A 16,070-nucleotide genomic window follows, 5' to 3' on the forward strand; every position below is an offset into this window, starting at 1 on the left:
CGGATCCGGTCGGGCGGCCTCACCCTGGGAGTGGGTGCAGGCGGCGCCCGGCCGGCGGCCTCAGATGCCTGTCAGATGCCCATCGGCGACAGCTGACCGAACAGCGACTGCTGCCCGTACTGCGGGTGCTGTCCGAACTGCGGCTGTCCGAACTGCGGCTGCTGCCCGAACTGCGACTGCTGCCCGTACTGCGGCTGTCCGAACTGGGGCTGCTGCCCGTACTGCGACTGCTGCCCGAACAGGCCCTGACCCTGGAGCTGGCCGAGCAGGCCCTGCGGCTGCTGACCGAACTGCTGGCCGTACTGGCCGACCTGTCCCTGGCCGGTGATCTGGGCCAGCGCGGCGTGAACGACGGGGGCGATCCGGCGGGCACTTTCGGTCAGCACGTTGCTCCAGGCGTGCGGCGGGATCTGCCCCTGCGTCTGGATCCCCAGCTGGATCTGCGGGTCCATCCGCAGTTGCTCCACCATCGCGTTCACCACGGTCGCGGCACAGCGCAGCGACAGCTCCGTCACCAGCTGCGGAAGCTGCTGCTGGTGCTGCACCACGAACGGCTGCTGGCCCTGCGTCCCGAACTGGCCCTGCTGGCTGATCGGTGACGGGCCGAACATCTGCTGCGCGATGGGGGACTGACCGTACGACTGCTGGCTGTAGGGCTGCTGGGTCTGCGGCTGGCTGATCTGCTGGGGGGTATAGACGGACATGCGGTCTCCTCCTTGAGTTTCCGGATGCACACGTTGAGCGACGAACCGATTACGGCTGCCGCCACAAGCAGCAAACCATCAATCGACGAAGTGCACATTCCGGGACATATCTCCGAGTGGCGCGGTCACCCCGCGACGCCGGCCATCCACACGGCCGCGGCAACGGCCCTGCCCGCCACCGCTGCGACCGCACGGCCGTGGCGGCGGGTGGCCGATCCACGCCAACGGGCGCACGCTGGAATCATGAGCGTGCACCCACCGACCGGCGCTCAACGTGTGCTGCCGGCACTGTCGCCAATGCTGGGGGTGATCGGCCCGCCACCCGGGCCGGAAGCCGAGGCCGAATACGCGTACGAAACGCTGTGGAACGGGGCCCGCGTGATCGCCCACCTGCCCGGGGACGGCAGGGTGCGGCTGCTGGCCACCACCGGGCTGGACGTCACCGCCCAGTACCCCGAATTCCAGGCACTGGCCGCCTTGCTGCCCGGGCCGGAGGCGGTGCTCGACGGGGAGATCGTCACCCGGGACAGCGAGGGACGCCCGTCCGTGCAGCGGCTGCAGCAACGCATGAGCCTGCACCACCCGACCGCGGTCGCCCACGCAGCCAGGGACCTGCCCGCCAGGCTGATGCTCTTCGACATCCTCTACCTGGGGGAGCCGACCGTACAGCTGCCCTACACCGCCCGCCGCGACCTCCTCGACGACCTCGCGCTGACGGGACCGGCCATCGCCGTGCCCGCGGCCTGGCCCTCGATGGCGGCCGAGGCGCTGGAGCAGAGCGTCGTCGAGGGCTACGAGGGCGTGGTCGCGAAACGCCTCACCAGCCCCTACCTGCCCGGACGCCGCTCCCGCGACTGGATCAAGATCAAGCACCTGGACCGGGCACGTAACCAGGACACGTAAACCGACCGCCGGACCTCCACGACCCGCAGGACCTCCACCTCCACGACACACAGGGAGCGGGATCCCAGGCAATGCCTGGGATCCCGCTGCCTTCGCGACCAGACCAGTCAGTCAGTCGCAGCTCGCATGACGGCTGAAAGGATGGTGGCGCGTGCCTGATGGCGACGTTCGTAGTCCAACACTCGCCGGACCGGGCCCGATTCGGTGTCCTGGAGGCGTTTGACGATTTCGTCCGCGGTCTCGCTGTCGTAGCCCGGCCAGGGCTCGGGGCCGAGCAGATCCACGATGCTGCTCAAGATCACGGGGCGGCCCGCGTGCGAGCGCTCATAGGCGTCGACTGTGGCCAGGTCGGTCTGGGGCAGGTGCGGAAGCCGGTCGAGGATCGCCTTGGTGCTGAGTCCGCGGTAATCCGGGATCGGCAATTCGGCCTCCGTGATGAAGGCTCCCTGCGGTGCACCCTGGAGCCGCTGCACGCCTGGCACACGCTCGGCGGATTCCCGCAGCCAGTTGCTCCAGGCGCGGACCGTCCGGGTGACGGCCGCCGCCGGTGAGCCGTCGGCGGCCTCGGCGGCCACCGCTTCCTCGGCGCGCTGTTCGAGGCTGCTGCCGAGCTCCTCCAGTGCCTCCTCGCCGTTGCGGCGGATGGAGTTGAGCAGATCCGAACTGCTGGCGTCCTCGGCTTCCTGCGCGATGCGCTCGGCAGCCCGGCAGACGGCTACGGCGAGCGCGGTGACCGCGTACTCGTCCTCGGCGTTCTTCAGCAGCTGATGCTTCGTTGGCTTCACCTGCCCCTGCAGCACGATCTGCGGGACGGCCATCGCCGCATCGAAAGGCAGCCGGGCGGCCCGCTCGGTGAGGTGCCAGGCAGTGCCGAGGAAGGTCTGCACCCCGCTGCGGGGCTGCAGCGAGCGCAGGCGTTCGTCGATGCGGTACACATGGCCCCGGGCGTCGCCGGCGCGGCGCTCCAATGATTCCCGGTGGTCCCCGGGAGGTGTGACCGCGAGATGGCTTCTGAAACGGTCGGCAAGCGCAGCCTCGGTCTCGCGAACCTCGCGCAGCGCCGGTATGAGGAGATCTGTCGTTACGGCCATCGCGTTCCCTCCGGGTGGTGCGATGCTCGGAAAGGATCAGTCATTTCCACCATGTCGGAAAGCGGCCGCTCCCGCATCTGGGGGAACGGCCGAGGCAGGGATTCGCCGAGCACTGTCCGAGATGGCCGCGGTGGGGCGGTGGGACGGTGGAGGCGGTTCAACTGCCCCCCCGAACGCTACGTCGCCTCAGGCCACTGCTCAGGCTCAGACGGCGTGAGGGGCAGTACCGGCTGCTCGGCCGGAGAGGCGAGCACGCGACAGACGTCGTCGATCACGCCGCGGTGGAACAACAGCGACAGATGGCCGACACCCTGAACGGCCACGTTGTCGACGAGCAGGTCCGGGTGGCTGATCCGGGCATGACCGGAGGGGATGACCATCTCGTCGAGTTCGCTGTGGAAGGCGACGAAACGGGTCCCGCATCCCGGCGCGGGCAGGGCCAGTTCGGCGAGCAGGGCACTACCCGGCCGGATCTGCCGGATCATGGGGGCCGGGGCCGGCACGATGGCGGCCCAGGTCCCCTGATGGGGCGCTCCCAGAGTGACCAGGGTGTCCACCCGGGCATCGCCGCCCATGCGTTGCACGTAGTAACGGGCGATCAGGCCACCGAGGCTGTGACCGACCACGTGGACGCGCTCGCAGTCACCGTGCTCGCACAACCGTCGGACCTCCCTGTCCAGTTGCTGCGCGGCATCGGCGATATCTCCGGCCAACGAGCGGTAGTTCATCGCCGACACGCACGGGAAGCCACCGCGATGCAGTCCCTTGCTCAGGACCGTCAGGACCGCCCGGTTGCCGCCCAGCCCGTGTACGAGCAGCACGGGAGCGCGAGTGGCGCTCTCCCCGGGCACGCCGCCGTGCACGGCCGGCAGCTGGGGCAGCGGGGTGTGACCGGTGCAGACACTCCCGCTACCGCCGCCGGCGCCGAAGGGAAGAAGAGCCAGGGCCGCGGTGACGGCCGCTGCCTCGGTGACCGCGCCACGCGCCATCCGGCCGACGCTTTGTGCTGGGTATAGGTCCATCCCTGCATACCTCCCGCGGCCCGCACTCACACGGAAACGGCGGCCTACCTCTCAGGTACGCCGCCGCCAGGAATCGTGCCGCCGCGGCGCCCATTGCATGCAAAGCGACGGGCGCCGAACCTGGCCGTAGCCGTGGCCTGAATTGTCCCTATTGTACTTTGAGGCGGCTGGGCCCGCGTACTGTGAGGCCGTTGGGCCCGGAGGAGCGCGCTTCGGAGGGGTATCACCGGATGCCACCAGGGGCGCGGGGGTCACCCAGGCTTTACGTGGAGGTCATCCAGACTTCACACGGAAACCGGGGGAGACAGCCGCAGAAGCGGTCAGCGCCACCGCCTCGCCCAGCGCACCAGGCACCGGGACGCCGCGCGGGTCCCCCGCGGTCGCGATCCCCAGACGCCGCACGAAATCCGGCTCGCAACGTACGAGCGCACGGCGGAGCCCGCGCGGGTCCGCATAGTCCGCGGCGGTACGCCGCCCATCGGCTCCACCGAGGTCATGTCCTGCCACGCATGGTCAACGATCCACCGCTTCCACCGGAGTGCGCCAGACGGCTGGAAATGACCCTCGCCTCTCCCCTCGGTCGCCCCCGGCTCGACCGCGCCCCCGGGGCCCGAACCTCATGAGGGCCCGCACTACCCAGCGTGACCGAGGGGCCACGAGGCGGAGCAGTGGCGCGGTGCCCCTGAGCCCGCGGCGGGGCACCGGGGCCCCAGGGGAGTCGGCGGGGAAGGCGACGTCGACGATCGCCGTCGAGACGACGGCCCGTCAGCCGGCGTCCCCAAGTCCCGTCGCCCGGCCCTCGTCGTCCCACCGGACCTCCAGGACGCGCGCGACGGCGTCGCGGTTGAGGGGCCCGAAGACATGCGGGAACCGGACGTCCTCGGCGACCCCGGCCGGCGGGGCGGGCACCGCCGCCTCCCATTCGCACTTCGCGGTGAGCCGGTCCTCGTCCAGGAGCAGCGCCAGCAGCGGCCGGGGAGAGTCGCGGTAGAACGCGTTGACGACGGTGAGCGTGGTCTCCTCGTCGGGGGAACAGTGGACGAAACCGTCCTCCGCGAGGGAAGCGGGGGCGTATGGCTGGTCGGGACTGGCGTTCCACTCGTCGAGCGGCACGACGTGATAGATCATGGCCCGGTTATACAACAGCGTATGACCAAGGATCGAAGAACAATCCGGGCCGTCACAGCGGCTCACCGCGGAGGGCTGCCCCGCGTCCAGCCCGGGCCTTGACCGTGGTACGTCCGGCTTTGCCGTCCGTCGTGATCCCTTCCTCGGTACGACGTGCGGCGGCATGGATCGCTGGATCGCCGGTCATGTCCGCTTGAACGCGGCCGCGACGGTGTCGCCGATCGGCGTGGTCGGGCGGCCGATCAGCCGGGACAACTCGCCTCCCGCGACGGCCAGTTCCCCCTCACCCGGTTGAGCGCGGCCTTCGGGAACACTGAACTCGGGCGGCATGTGGGCGAGTACCCGCATCTCCGCTGCCGCACCACACCGCGTGAACCTTATCGGTGCCGAAACGACTTCTCGTCAGGCCGGCCATCGTGAAACGGTCGACGGAGACTCAACCGCATCCATGTCCAGCGTGAACGCCCTGCCGAGAACATGGACTTCCAAGATCGGTTTCGCTTGAAAGGTGTCTCGAAGACCTTGGCGAATATCAGTGCCCCCAGCACCGAAGCGGGCAGTCCCAGCATCAGCGTGAACCAGAATGCGGGCAGGCCGGGCGACACGTACAGCGGGGCGATTTTTCGACTGACAATCATGACAATCGGCAAATGAATGAGGTAGAGACTGTATGAAACGTCGCCGAGACTGCGCATGGGTCGCGTAGCCAGGAGGCGCATGAGGAAGACGGGCCTGCCTGTGGCAACGGCCGCGAGGAGCATCGTCATGGCGGGCACGACGGCAAGATCGACCCAGAAATAATGGTCTACCGTCCAAACCGATCCCTTGACCATGACAAGTGACAGAACTGGCACAGCTGCCAGGGCGGCGAGCCAATGCCATGGCAGGCGTCGGACCTTCTCAGGCGCGACGACAACTCCCGCACCCACCAGGCCGGCAACGAATACCGGGGCGAGATTCGGAGTCAGCCAGTTCACACCTTCCACCGGGGACGCGTTTGCCGCCGACAAGCCGCGTGCCACCACCAGGAGCGTCGCACCCACAACCAGGATGACCGCCCCCAGCCGCCGCCGGATCAAAAGGAGGAACGGAAAGACCAGATAGAGCTCCGCCTCCACGCCGATCGACCAGAACGCCCCATTCGGCGTCGGAGCCGTAAACATGTCCTGGACCAAGAGGCCGTACACCAGAATCGACTTGTCGCTCGGCGGTCCCATGTGCGAGGCGGGCACCACAAACCCAGCGACTGCCAAGCTCAACGCGAGTGCCGCCCAGTACGGCGGCAGGATTCGCCAGGCGCGCCGACGCAGAAAACGAACAACGCCGCCCAGATGCCAACCGTTACGCGCCGGCGAGATGGCCAAGGAGAAACCGGACAGCGCCAGAAAGAAGACAACAGCGAGACGCCCGTACATCAGCCAGCCCAGCCAGGAGGGACCCGAGTTGCGGGGAAACCCTGGAAAGGTGATGAGCCAGCAGTGGAACAGGAGCACGTACAGTGCGGCCAAGCCGCGGAGGCCGTCAAGGCCCAGCACATGGTTGCGACCGTGCACTTCACCTGTGCTGTCCCCTTGCCGTGCCGGGACGGGTGAGCCAAGGTCGACGCTGCTGACGGGATGGTTCGATTTCGTTGAGATCGTTCGGCCCTTTCTCTCGGCGCGCGCTCGCCACCCACAGTCACCACGGTGCAACGCCACCCACAGTGACTAACGTCGTACACGGCCGGGAAGTTCAATGGCCGAAGGCAGGACACACGCCTCCGTATCGGGCACTACCCAGTACGCCCGGAACGATCGAGTTGGTCGAACCGGTCGAGCCGGTACGCCGGGGTCGGTCCGATGGCAGAGGACCAGACACCTCACATCATCGCGCCGATGCCCGCATCCAGGCGCGACACGTGATCGCGGTGCGCCTCGGCGGCCCCCCGCCCGGGCGCTGCCGGTGGCGGCGCATGCGCACCTGCCCGCCCCGCCGCCGCGGCCGCGGGACCGGTCGCGCTGCGCACCCGGCCCGGCAGCGATGCGCTGGGCTGCGCCCTGGCGATACAGCGTGCCTGGTTCATCGACGGCCCGACATCTCGTGGATCGTCCCCCGACATCTCGTAGATCGGGGGAGGTACGCGGAGGGCGGGGGCATGTAGGGCCTCCGCCGCGACCCGGTGCCGGCGGGTGCGGGACGGGGCACGGCAGAATCCTGCGTCGTGGAGATCACCGCGCGCGAACTCAACCGGGCCACCCTCAGTCGCCAACTGCTGCTGGAGCGGGAGCCGTTGACCGTCCCTGACGGAGTGCGGCGCATAGTCGCGCTTCAGGCGCAGCACCCGGCCTCACCGTATCTCGCACTCTGGAATCGGCTCACTGGCTTCGCCCCGGCCGAGCTGGACGCCGCCTTCACCCGGCGCTCGGTGGTCAAGGCGACCTTGATGCGGATCACCCTGCACGCCGTGCACGCCGAGGACTACCAGGCGTTCCGTATGGCGATGCAGCCGACGCTGTACGGCTCACGCCTCGGGACTCGCTACGCCGCCGGGAGGCGCACGCCGGCGGACGCCGAGGAGGTGATGCCAGAGCTGCTGGCCTACGCCGCCCGCCCGCGGACCGCGGCCGAGATGCGGGCATGGGTCGAGGAGCGACTCGGCGCCGAGAAGCAGGACGGGGCGTGGTGGGGGCTGAAGGCGTACGCGCCGCTGCACCATGCCCCGACGGGCGCGCCCTGGTCGTTCGGTGTCAGACCGTCCTTCGTCGCGGCCGGGACCGGGCCCGTGCCCACGGGGCGGCTGGTGGAGCCGGAGGCGCTACGGACCCTGATCCTGCGCTATCTCGCGGGGTTCGGGCCCGCGTCGGTGGCGGACGTCGCGCAGTTCGCCATGGTGCAGCGGGCACCTGTCCGTGAGGCCCTCCGCGCTCTGGACGGCGCCGTCGAGCAGCTCCAAGGGCCGGACGGCGTCACGCTGTACGACCTGCCAGGCGCCCCCCGGCCGCCCGCGGACACCCCCGCCCCACCCCGGCTCATGGCTATGTGGGACAGCATTCTGCTGGCCTACGCCGACCGCAGCCGGGTGATACCCCCGGCCTACCGTTCTCTGGTGATCCGGAACAACGGCGATGTACTGCCCACCCTGCTGGTGGACGGCCATGTCGCCGGCGTGTGGCGGCCGGTGGACGGCGACATCGAGGCCACGGCGTTCCACCCCCTCCCGCCCGCTGTCTGGGACGGACTCGCCGCAGAGGCCCAATCCCTGACGACGCTGCTCGCAGACCGTGAGGCGGCGGTCTACAGCCGCTATCACCACTGGTGGGCCAAGCTCCCCGAGTCCGAGGTGCGGCTGCTGCCAACGCCGCTGTGATCAGCGGTTTTGTCGCTCAATCCGCAGTGGCACACGGAGGGGGAGCGGGAGGGGGAGGGGGAGGCAGCAGAAGAACCGCGTTCTTCAGCGTCAGGCGGTCGGGGCGGTCTGGGCGGTGGGGGCCGTGGGCGCGACGGTGTTGCCGGTCACCGCGCCGGTCGCACCGTCGAGGGTCACCAGGTGTCGGACGCCGTCGGTGCCCAGCACCTCGACCTCCCAGGCGCTTCCGCCGCCCTGCTGCACCACCACGCGCAGCGCGTCCGGCTTGCCACCGGGGACCGCCTTGCCGGCCGCATCGATCGCCTTGGCGGCCGACACCGCCGGCACCGGCGCGGGCGCGACAGTGCCCTGACCGTTCTGGCTGTTCTGGCTGTTCTGGCCGTTCTGGCTGTTCTGGCCGTTCTGGCCGCTCTGGCCCTTCTGGTGCGCCTTGGAGTCGTCGCTCCTGCCGGAATCCTCGCCTCCGCCCTCGCGCCGGTCCTCGCCCCGGCCCGCTCCGCGCGTGCGGTGGTCGCCGTAACCGCCGCCCTTCCCGTCGCGCTCCGCCGCAATGTTGCCGCGGTCGCCCCTTTCGCCGTGGTCATGGTCGGCGATCGCGGCGGCGCCGGCCGCGGCTCCGCCCAGCAGGACGACCCCGACACCGAGGGCCAGCCAACGGCTCCGCCTCAGCTGCGGAAGGCGCGGAAGGCGCTTCCGGGACGACGTGGCCGGCTTGGACTCGGGCTGCTCCGGCGGGACGGGCTGGGACATGCTCGGGCTCCTGATCGCATCGGCCGGCCCGGTGCCGGCTGCTGCGGTCAGCTTGGACGGCCGATGCTGAAGCCAGGCTGAAGGCAGCTGAAGGCGTCTTCAGGGAGCCGCCGGACGGCGTGCGAGGCTGTACGGCGTGCGTGTACTGGTGGTCGAGGACGAGAAGCGGCTGGCCGCCGCCCTGCAGCGAGGCCTCACAGCCGAGGGCTTCACCGTCGATGTCGCCCACGACGGGAACCAGGGGCTGTGGCTCGCCCTGGAGCACAGCTATGACGTGATCGTGCTCGACATCATGCTGCCCGGCCTCAACGGCTACCGGGTCTGCGCCAGACTGCGCGCGGTCGGCAGCGAGACTCCGATCCTGATGCTCACCGCCAAGGACGGCGAGTACGACGAGGCCGAGGCGCTGGACACCGGTGCCGACGACTTCCTGTCCAAGCCGTTCTCGTACGTCGTCCTGGTCGCCCGGCTCCGCGCGCTCCACCGCCGTACCGGCCACCGGCTTCCTCCGACACTGGAGCTCGGCGATCTCGTGATCGACCCGGCCCGCCGTACGTGCACCCGGGGCGGCAGTGAAGTGCGGCTCACCACGCGGGAGTTCGCCATCCTGGAGTATCTCGCGCGCCGTGCGGGCGAGGTGGTGCCGAAGCGCGAGATCCTCCAGCACGTCTGGGACTCCGCCTTCGAGGCGGACCTCAATCTCGTCGAGGTGCACGTCAGCGCCGTCCGCCGCAAGATCGACACCCCCTTCGGCCGCTCCGCCCTGGAGACCGTCCGGGGCGCCGGATACCGGCTGGCGGCCGACGGTGGCTAGGCGATACCGGTACCTCCCGCACCCCGACGCCGTCCTGGCCGCGACCCGGCGCCTGAGGCCGGGCCTGGGTCCGGGCCTGCGCGCCGACGCCATGAAACTCGCGCGACGCCTGTGGCCGGGGTCCGTACGAGCCCGGGCGACGCTCGGGGCGACCGCGGTCGTCGCCCTCGCGCTGGCCACGGCCTCCTTCGCGCTCCTCGCCATCCTGCACGCCAACCTCCAGCGCAGCGCCAACGACGCCGCCACCCAGCAGGCGGACACCGTGGGCCGGCTGGCCGCCCAGGGCAGGCTCCCGGACCTGCTGCCACTCGCCCACGGCGCCGACTTCATCCAGGTCGTCGACGCCCACGGCCGCGTGGTGGCCGCCAGCCAGAACCTCAGCGGCCGTCCGCCCATCGGCCACCTCCGCCCGCACAAGGGCAAGCTGCGCGCCACCTGGTCCGGCGAACCGTTCCACGACGAACACCGCCAGCGGATCGTCGCCGTCACCGCCCGGACCCCCAGCGGCACGGTCACCGTGTACGCGGGTACGTCGCTGCGGGACGCGGACCAGGCGGACGAGATCACCGGGGCCGCGCTGGGCATCGGCACGCCGCTGCTGCTGGCCACGGTCGCCCTGGTCACCTGGTGGGTGACCGGCCGGGCGCTGCGTCCGGTGGAGGCCATCCGGTCCGAGGTCGCCGAGATCACCGGGCATGCGCTGCACCGCCGCGTCCCGGTCCCGGACGCCCAGGACGAGGTTGCCCGCCTCGCCCGCACCATGAACGCCACCCTCGACCGCCTGGAGGACGCGGTGGTGCGCCAGCGCCGGTTCATCGCCGACGCCTCGCACGAACTGCGCAGCCCCATCACCGTCCTGCGTACGCAGCTGGAGGTCGCCCTCGCCCATCCGGACCCGGCGCTGTGGCCGGACCTGGTCAGCGAGGTCCTGGAGGACACCGTCCGGCTCCAGGACCTCGCCGCCGACCTGCTGCTCCTGGCCCGGCTGGACGCGGCCGAGCCCGTCGAGAGCGGCCCGCTGGACCTGGCCGACCTCTGCCGTACGACCCTCGCCGCACGCCACGGCGACCGGATCCGGATCGACGCGAGCCTGCGACCCGGCATCACCGTCGAAGGCAACCGCAGCCGGCTCACCAGACTCCTCACCAACCTGCTCGACAACGCCCAACGGCACGCCGACCAGCACATAGAGCTGGCCCTGCACGCCGACCCGGGCGCCCACACGGCCGTACTGGAGGTGACCGACGACGGCCCCGGCATCCCTGACGCCGACCGCGACCGGATCTTCGAGCGCTTCACCCGCCTGGACGACGCCCGCAGCCGCGACCTCGGCGGAGCCGGCCTCGGCCTGGCCATCGCCCGCGACATCGCGTCCCATCACCACGGCACCCTCACCGCCGAGCCCCACCCGCACGGCGCCCGCATCGTCGCCCGCCTCCCGCTCGCCGCCGCCGTCGCCGTCGCACCGAGCTGAGCCAACGCCTTGGCGCTCGACGCCGGTACCGTCAAGAAGGTCGCCCGGCCGGTGAACGCGTATTCGGACGCCCTTCCGCTCACACCCCCTGACAATGGTGAGCGATCGGAACAGGTCTTACGGACTCGTGACGTGACGGGCGCGGTGCCGCGGTGGGACGGGGTCGCGCGCCTAGCGTTCGGTGTATGCGAGTACTGGTCACCGGCGCTGCCGGGTTCATCGGGTCCCAGATCGTCCGGGCGCTGACCGCGCGGGGGCACGAGGCGGTCGTGTTCGATCTGCGTGACGGTCTGGACGTACGGGATGCCGAGGCGGTCGCGGGCGCCCTGCCGGGTGTGGACGCCGTGTGCCATCAGGCGGCGATGGTGGGGCTGGGAACGGGGTTCGGCGACGCGGTCGAGTACGTGTCGCGCAACGACCTCGGTACGGCGGTGCTGCTCGCCGCGATGGCGGACGCGGGGGTGCGACAGCTGGTCCTCGCCGGGTCGATGGTCGTGTACGGGGAGGGCTCGTACGCGTGTGAGTGGCACGGGGTGGTACGGCCGGGGCCCCGGGCCGTCGCCGATCTGGACGCGGGACGGTTCGAGCCCCGGTGCCCGCGGTGCGGTGAGGAACTGACACCCGGGCTGGTCGGCGAGGACGCTCCGGTCGACCCCCGGAACGTGTACGCGACGACCAAACTGGCCCAGGAGCATCTGGCGGCGGCCTGGGCCCGGTCGACGGACGGTTCGGCGGTGTCGCTGCGCTACCACAACGTGTACGGGCCGGGGATGCCGCGTGACACCCCGTACGCCGGGGTCGCCTCCTTCTTCCGGTCCGCGCTCGCCCGGGGCGAGGCCCCTCGGGTCTTCGAGGACGGCGGCCAGCGGCGGGACTTCGTACACGTACGGGATGTGGCGGCGGCCAATGTGGCGGCCCTGGAGGCGGGTTCGCGTGCCGGGGCTCTCACGGCCTACAACACCGGGAGCGGGGAGCCGCACACCGTCGGCGAGATGGCGCGGGCGCTGGCCGCCGCGTACGGGGGGCCCGAGCCCGTGGTGACCGGGGAGTACCGGCTGGGGGACGTACGCCACATCACGGCCGACTCGTCACGGCTGCGGGCCGAGCTGGGCTGGAAGCCCGAGGTCGGGTTCGCGGAGGGAATGCGCGAGTTCGCGACGGCGAGGCTTCGGGGGGAGTAACCACCTGGGTCTCGGGCACTCCGCGCCCGGCCGGAGGTCGCCCTCGCCTACGCCTACGCCTACGCCCTCGTCTACGCCTACGCCTACGCCCTCGCCATGGGAAGCGTGACCTCGAAGCGGCAGCCGCCGGGAACGTTGTGGACGGCGGCCCGGCCCTGGTGGGCCTCGACGATGCCGCGGACGATCGCGAGGCCCAGGCCCGCTCCGGCAGGCGGGGTGCGCGCGTGGGTGCCGCGCCAGCCGGTGTCGAAGACGCGCGGGAGGTCCTCCTCCGGGATGCCGCCGCAACCGTCGGTGACGGACAGGACGACACCCTCGTCGGATCGCTCGGCGGCGACGGCGACCGTACCGTCCGTCGGTGTCCGGCGGATCGCGTTGACGAGGAGATTGCCCAGCACCCGGCTCATCTCCTTGCCGTCCACCTCGACCGGTACCGGCTCGACGCGGTCGCCGACCAGGCGTACGCCGTGTTCGCGGGCGAGCGGGTCCGCACCCGCGAGGGCGTCGCCGACGAGGTCGTAGACGGAGATGCGGGAGGGGGACAGGGCGAGGGTCCCGGCGTGTATGCGGGAGAGTTCGAAGAGGTCGCCGACCATCTCGTTGAGGCGCTCGACCTCGGTGCGGATCTGCCGGAAGTAGCGGTCCGGGTCGGCCGCCACGCCGTCCTCCAGCGCCTCCGACATCGCGCGCAGTCCGGCGAGCGGGGTGCGCAGATCGTGCGAGATCCAGGCGACGAGCTCGCGGCGCGAGGTCTCCAGGGCGCGTTCACGGTCGCGGGACTCGGCGAGCTTCGCGCTGGTGGCCTGCAACTCCCGGCTCAGCGCCGCGAGTTCGGCGGTGGCCGGTCCGTCGGGGGCCGCGAAGTCGCCGCCGTCGCCGAAGGAGCGGGCCGCGAGGGTGAGCGCCCGGCTGCGGGCCACGACCCAACGTCCGAGCAACAGCGCCGTGGCCAGGGAGACGACGGCCGCCATGGCCACGACCGTCGTGACGACGCTCAGGTCGTGCGGGGACAGGAACATCGCCCACGCCACGACCAGCGTCCCCGCGAGCATCGCGGTGACCGCCACGGCGGCGACGACGGCGAGGGAGGCGGTCAGCGACCGCCGCCGGATCAGCCACAGCGCGCCCGCGCCGAGAAGTCCGGCCGCGGCGGCGCCGAGGAAGGCGTAGAGGGCGATGAGCAGCATGTCGTGCATGGTGTGCACGGCGTGCGCGGCGTGCGCGGCGTACAGGGTTTGCGTGGCGTGCGCGGCGTACAGGGTTTGCGTTGTGTGCAGGGCTTGCATGGTCAGACCGCCTCCTCGCGGGGTGTGGGGGCCTCGCGGGGCGTGGGCTCCTCGAAGCGGTAGCCGACCCCCCACACCGTCTGGATCAGACGCGGTCTCCCCGGGTCGTCCTCGACCTTGCCGCGCAGCCGGCGTACGTGGACCGTGACCGTCGACAGGTCCCCGAAGTCCCAGCCCCACACCTCGCGCATCAGGTCCTCGCGGCTGTAGGCCCGGCCGGGGTTGCGCAGGAGGAAGGCGAGGAGGTCGAACTCGCGGATGGTGAGGGCGAGTTCCTCACCGTTCTTGGTGGCGCGGCGGGCGGCCGGGTCGACGGTGAGACCGGCCCGGTGGAGAGGGCGGGCGCCGGCGGAGGGCCGGGTGCGGCGCAGTACCGACTCCACCCTGAGCACCAGCTCGCGGGGGCTGAACGGTTTCGTGACGTAGTCGTCGGCGCCCACCTCCAGGCCCAGGATCCGGTCGTCCTCGTCACCGCGCGCGGTGAGCATGATGACCGGCACCGGCCCGCGGCCACGCAACCTGCGGCACACCTCCAGCCCGTCCATCCCGGGCAGCATCAGGTCCAGCACCACCAGGTCCGGCCAGTGCGCGGCGGCACGGACGAGAGCCGCGGGGCCGTCCGGGGCACGGTCCACGACGTACCCGGCGCGGTCGAGGTAGCCGGAGACGACCTCGGCGACGGTGGGGTCGTCGTCGACGACGAGGACGCGCGCCGCCTCCCCGTTCCCGCGCGCCGCCTCCCCGGTCCCGCTCGGGGCAGGCCCGGCACCTGCGGATTCGCCAGGTCCGACACCTGCGGATTCGCCAGGTCCGACACCTGCGGATTCACCGGGTCCGGCGCCTGCGGATTCGTACGGCTGCTGCATGGATCCAGCCTCCCACCGGCCCCACCCCCGTGCGACGCTCCCGACTCGACGTCCGTGTTTCGTAAGGACCTGAAGTCCGATATTTCCCTTTCGTGTTCGTAAGGTGAATGCCGTGACGACCTCTCCCGAACCGGAAACAGCCATGGCGCCCGTCGACGTGGTCCTCCCCTGCCTGAACGAGGCCGAGGCCCTGCCCTGGGTGCTCGCCCGTATCCCGCCCGGCTGGCGCGCCCTGGTCGTGGACAACGGCTCCACGGACGGTTCGGCGGAACTGGCCCACAGCCTCGGCGCGAGTGTCGTGCGCGAGACGCGGCGCGGGTTCGGCGCCGCCTGCCACGCCGGGCTGCTGGCCGCCACCGCGGACATCGTGTGCTTCTGCGACTGCGACGCCTCGCTGGACCCGTCCCGGCTCGTGCCCTTCGTACGCGAGGTGCACGACGGCGCGGCCGACCTCGTGCTCGGGCGGCGTCGCCCGCAGGGCCGGGGCGCCTGGCCCGCCCACGCCCGGGCGGGCAACCTCGCGCTGTCCGGAATGCTCCGGCGCCGCACCGGTCTGCGCCTGCACGACCTCGGCCCCCTCCGTGCCGCCCGCCGCGAACCGCTGCTCGCCCTCGGGCTCACCGACCGCCGCAGCGGCTACCCGCTCCAGATGGTCGTCCGTGCCGCCGACGCCGGCTGGCGCGTCACCGAGCACGACGTGCCGTACCTCCCGCGCACCGGCACCTCCAAGGTCACCGGAACCTGGCGCGGCACCTGGCAGGCGGTACGGGACATGCGCCGCGTGCTGGCCGAGCCGCCCGCCCCGTCCCTTCCCCTCACCCCGTCCCAGGGAGGTACCGCCCAGTGACGACGCTCCTGGTCATCGCCAAGGAACCGCGGCCGGGGCGGGTGAAGACCCGGCTCACCCCGCCGTTCACGCCCCGGGAGGCGGCGGGGCTCGCCGAGGCGGCCCTCGTGGACACCCTGCGTACGGTGGCGGCGGCGCCCGCGCGGCGCCGCGTGCTGGTGCTCGACGGAGCGGCGGGCCCCTGGCTGCCGCCCGGCTTCGACGTCGTACCGCAGTGCGCGGGCGGACTCGACGAGCGGCTGGCCGCCGCCTTCGCAGCCTGCGACGGACCCGCGCTGCTCATCGGCATGGACACACCGCAGGTGACGCCCGCGCTCCTCACCGTGGACTTCGCCGACTGCGAGGCGTACTTCGGTCCGGCCGAGGACGGCGGCTTCTGGGCCCTCGGGCTCGCTGTCCCCGATCCGGACCTGCTGCGGGGCGTGCCGATGTCGACGCCCACGACCGGTGCGATGCAGCGGGACCGGCTCGTCGCCGCCGGACTGCGGGTGCGTGACCTGCCCCGCCTCCGGGACATCGACACGGCCCGCGACGCGGAGGTGGTCGCCGCGACCGCGCCCGGCAGCGACTTCGCCGCCGAGCTGTTCCGCCTCAAGGCGGCCACCGGACGATGAGCACCGCACGCGAGAAGACGCCGCCGGGGGTGACCGGCCCGCTC

General features: G+C 71.5%; 16 protein-coding genes. 7 read left to right on the forward strand and 9 right to left on the reverse strand.

What is annotated here, in order from left to right; all coding sequences use genetic code 11:
• Positions 1–71 precede the first annotated feature (71 nt).
• The gene (locus OG747_RS20945) at positions 72–704 is read right to left on the reverse strand and encodes a hypothetical protein (RefSeq protein WP_405880857.1); all 633 of its coding nucleotides are present in this window, start codon (positions 702–704) and stop codon (positions 72–74) included.
• Positions 705–947: 243 nt separating this feature from the next.
• Between OG747_RS20945 and OG747_RS20950 the strand changes: the two genes are divergently transcribed.
• Positions 948–1,607, forward strand: coding sequence for a hypothetical protein (locus tag OG747_RS20950; protein WP_405880858.1), 660 nt, complete (start codon positions 948–950; stop codon positions 1,605–1,607).
• 107 nt (positions 1,608–1,714) lie between these two features.
• Here the strand turns inward: OG747_RS20950 and OG747_RS20955 are convergent, their stop codons facing one another.
• From OG747_RS20955 to OG747_RS20975, 5 genes are all read right to left on the reverse strand, one after another.
• Positions 1,715–2,698, reverse strand: a complete 984-nt coding sequence (locus OG747_RS20955) for a hypothetical protein (protein WP_405880859.1) — start codon at positions 2,696–2,698, stop codon at positions 1,715–1,717.
• Between the two features lie 176 nt (positions 2,699–2,874).
• On the reverse strand, positions 2,875–3,687 hold the full coding sequence (locus tag OG747_RS20960) for an esterase/lipase family protein (protein ID WP_405880860.1): 813 nt from the start codon (positions 3,685–3,687) through the stop codon (positions 2,875–2,877).
• 798 nt (positions 3,688–4,485) lie between these two features.
• Entirely contained in the window at positions 4,486–4,848 is a 363-nt protein-coding gene (locus OG747_RS20965) for a DUF952 domain-containing protein (RefSeq protein ID WP_405880861.1), read from the reverse strand.
• A gap of 183 nt (positions 4,849–5,031) precedes the next feature.
• Positions 5,032–5,196: a hypothetical protein gene (locus tag OG747_RS20970; protein ID WP_405880862.1), complete on the reverse strand. Its 165-nt coding sequence runs from the start codon at positions 5,194–5,196 to the stop codon at positions 5,032–5,034.
• Between the two features lie 29 nt (positions 5,197–5,225).
• Positions 5,226–6,401 (reverse strand): acyltransferase family protein, encoded by a 1,176-nt coding sequence (locus OG747_RS20975; protein ID WP_405880863.1) that lies wholly within the window; start codon positions 6,399–6,401, stop codon positions 5,226–5,228.
• Positions 6,402–7,048: 647 nt separating this feature from the next.
• On the opposite strand from OG747_RS20975, the gene OG747_RS20980 reads away from it, so the two are divergent.
• A complete protein-coding gene (locus OG747_RS20980) occupies positions 7,049–8,194 on the forward strand; it encodes a winged helix DNA-binding domain-containing protein (RefSeq protein ID WP_405880864.1) in 1,146 nt (381 codons plus the stop codon).
• Between the two features lie 90 nt (positions 8,195–8,284).
• On the opposite strand, the gene OG747_RS20985 is transcribed toward OG747_RS20980, so the two are convergent.
• Positions 8,285–8,944 carry a hypothetical protein gene (locus OG747_RS20985; RefSeq protein WP_405880865.1) on the reverse strand — a complete coding sequence of 220 codons (660 nt, stop codon included), beginning with the start codon at positions 8,942–8,944 and terminating at the stop codon, positions 8,285–8,287.
• A gap of 136 nt (positions 8,945–9,080) precedes the next feature.
• On the opposite strand from OG747_RS20985, the gene OG747_RS20990 reads away from it, so the two are divergent.
• The 3 genes from OG747_RS20990 (at position 9,081) to OG747_RS21000 (ending at position 12,413) form a co-directional block, all read left to right on the forward strand.
• Positions 9,081–9,758, forward strand: coding sequence for a response regulator transcription factor (locus tag OG747_RS20990; RefSeq protein WP_405880866.1), 678 nt, complete (start codon positions 9,081–9,083; stop codon positions 9,756–9,758).
• Between the two features lie 91 nt (positions 9,759–9,849).
• Positions 9,850–11,232 carry an ATP-binding protein gene (locus tag OG747_RS20995; protein ID WP_405885615.1) on the forward strand — a complete coding sequence of 461 codons (1,383 nt, stop codon included), beginning with the start codon at positions 9,850–9,852 and terminating at the stop codon, positions 11,230–11,232.
• A gap of 185 nt (positions 11,233–11,417) precedes the next feature.
• The gene (locus OG747_RS21000; protein ID WP_405880867.1) at positions 11,418–12,413 is read left to right on the forward strand and encodes an NAD-dependent epimerase/dehydratase family protein; all 996 of its coding nucleotides are present in this window, start codon (positions 11,418–11,420) and stop codon (positions 12,411–12,413) included.
• A gap of 83 nt (positions 12,414–12,496) precedes the next feature.
• Here the strand turns inward: OG747_RS21000 and OG747_RS21005 are convergent, their stop codons facing one another.
• Positions 12,497–13,609 (reverse strand): sensor histidine kinase, encoded by a 1,113-nt coding sequence (locus tag OG747_RS21005; protein WP_405885616.1) that lies wholly within the window; start codon positions 13,607–13,609, stop codon positions 12,497–12,499.
• Positions 13,610–13,701: 92 nt separating this feature from the next.
• Positions 13,702–14,565 (reverse strand): response regulator transcription factor, encoded by an 864-nt coding sequence (locus OG747_RS21010; RefSeq protein WP_405880868.1) that lies wholly within the window; start codon positions 14,563–14,565, stop codon positions 13,702–13,704.
• 103 nt (positions 14,566–14,668) lie between these two features.
• Here OG747_RS21010 and OG747_RS21015 point away from each other — a divergent pair, with 103 nt between their 5' ends.
• Positions 14,669–15,412, forward strand: a complete 744-nt coding sequence (locus OG747_RS21015) for a glycosyltransferase family 2 protein (protein ID WP_405880869.1) — start codon at positions 14,669–14,671, stop codon at positions 15,410–15,412.
• Positions 15,409–16,026 carry a DUF2064 domain-containing protein gene (locus OG747_RS21020; protein ID WP_405880870.1) on the forward strand — a complete coding sequence of 206 codons (618 nt, stop codon included), beginning with the start codon at positions 15,409–15,411 and terminating at the stop codon, positions 16,024–16,026. Before OG747_RS21015 ends, OG747_RS21020 begins: the two co-directional genes overlap by 4 nt.
• Positions 16,027–16,070 lie beyond the last annotated feature (44 nt).

The organism is Streptomyces sp. NBC_01384, assembly GCF_045040035.1.
GTDB lineage: Bacteria > Actinomycetota > Actinomycetes > Streptomycetales > Streptomycetaceae > Streptomyces.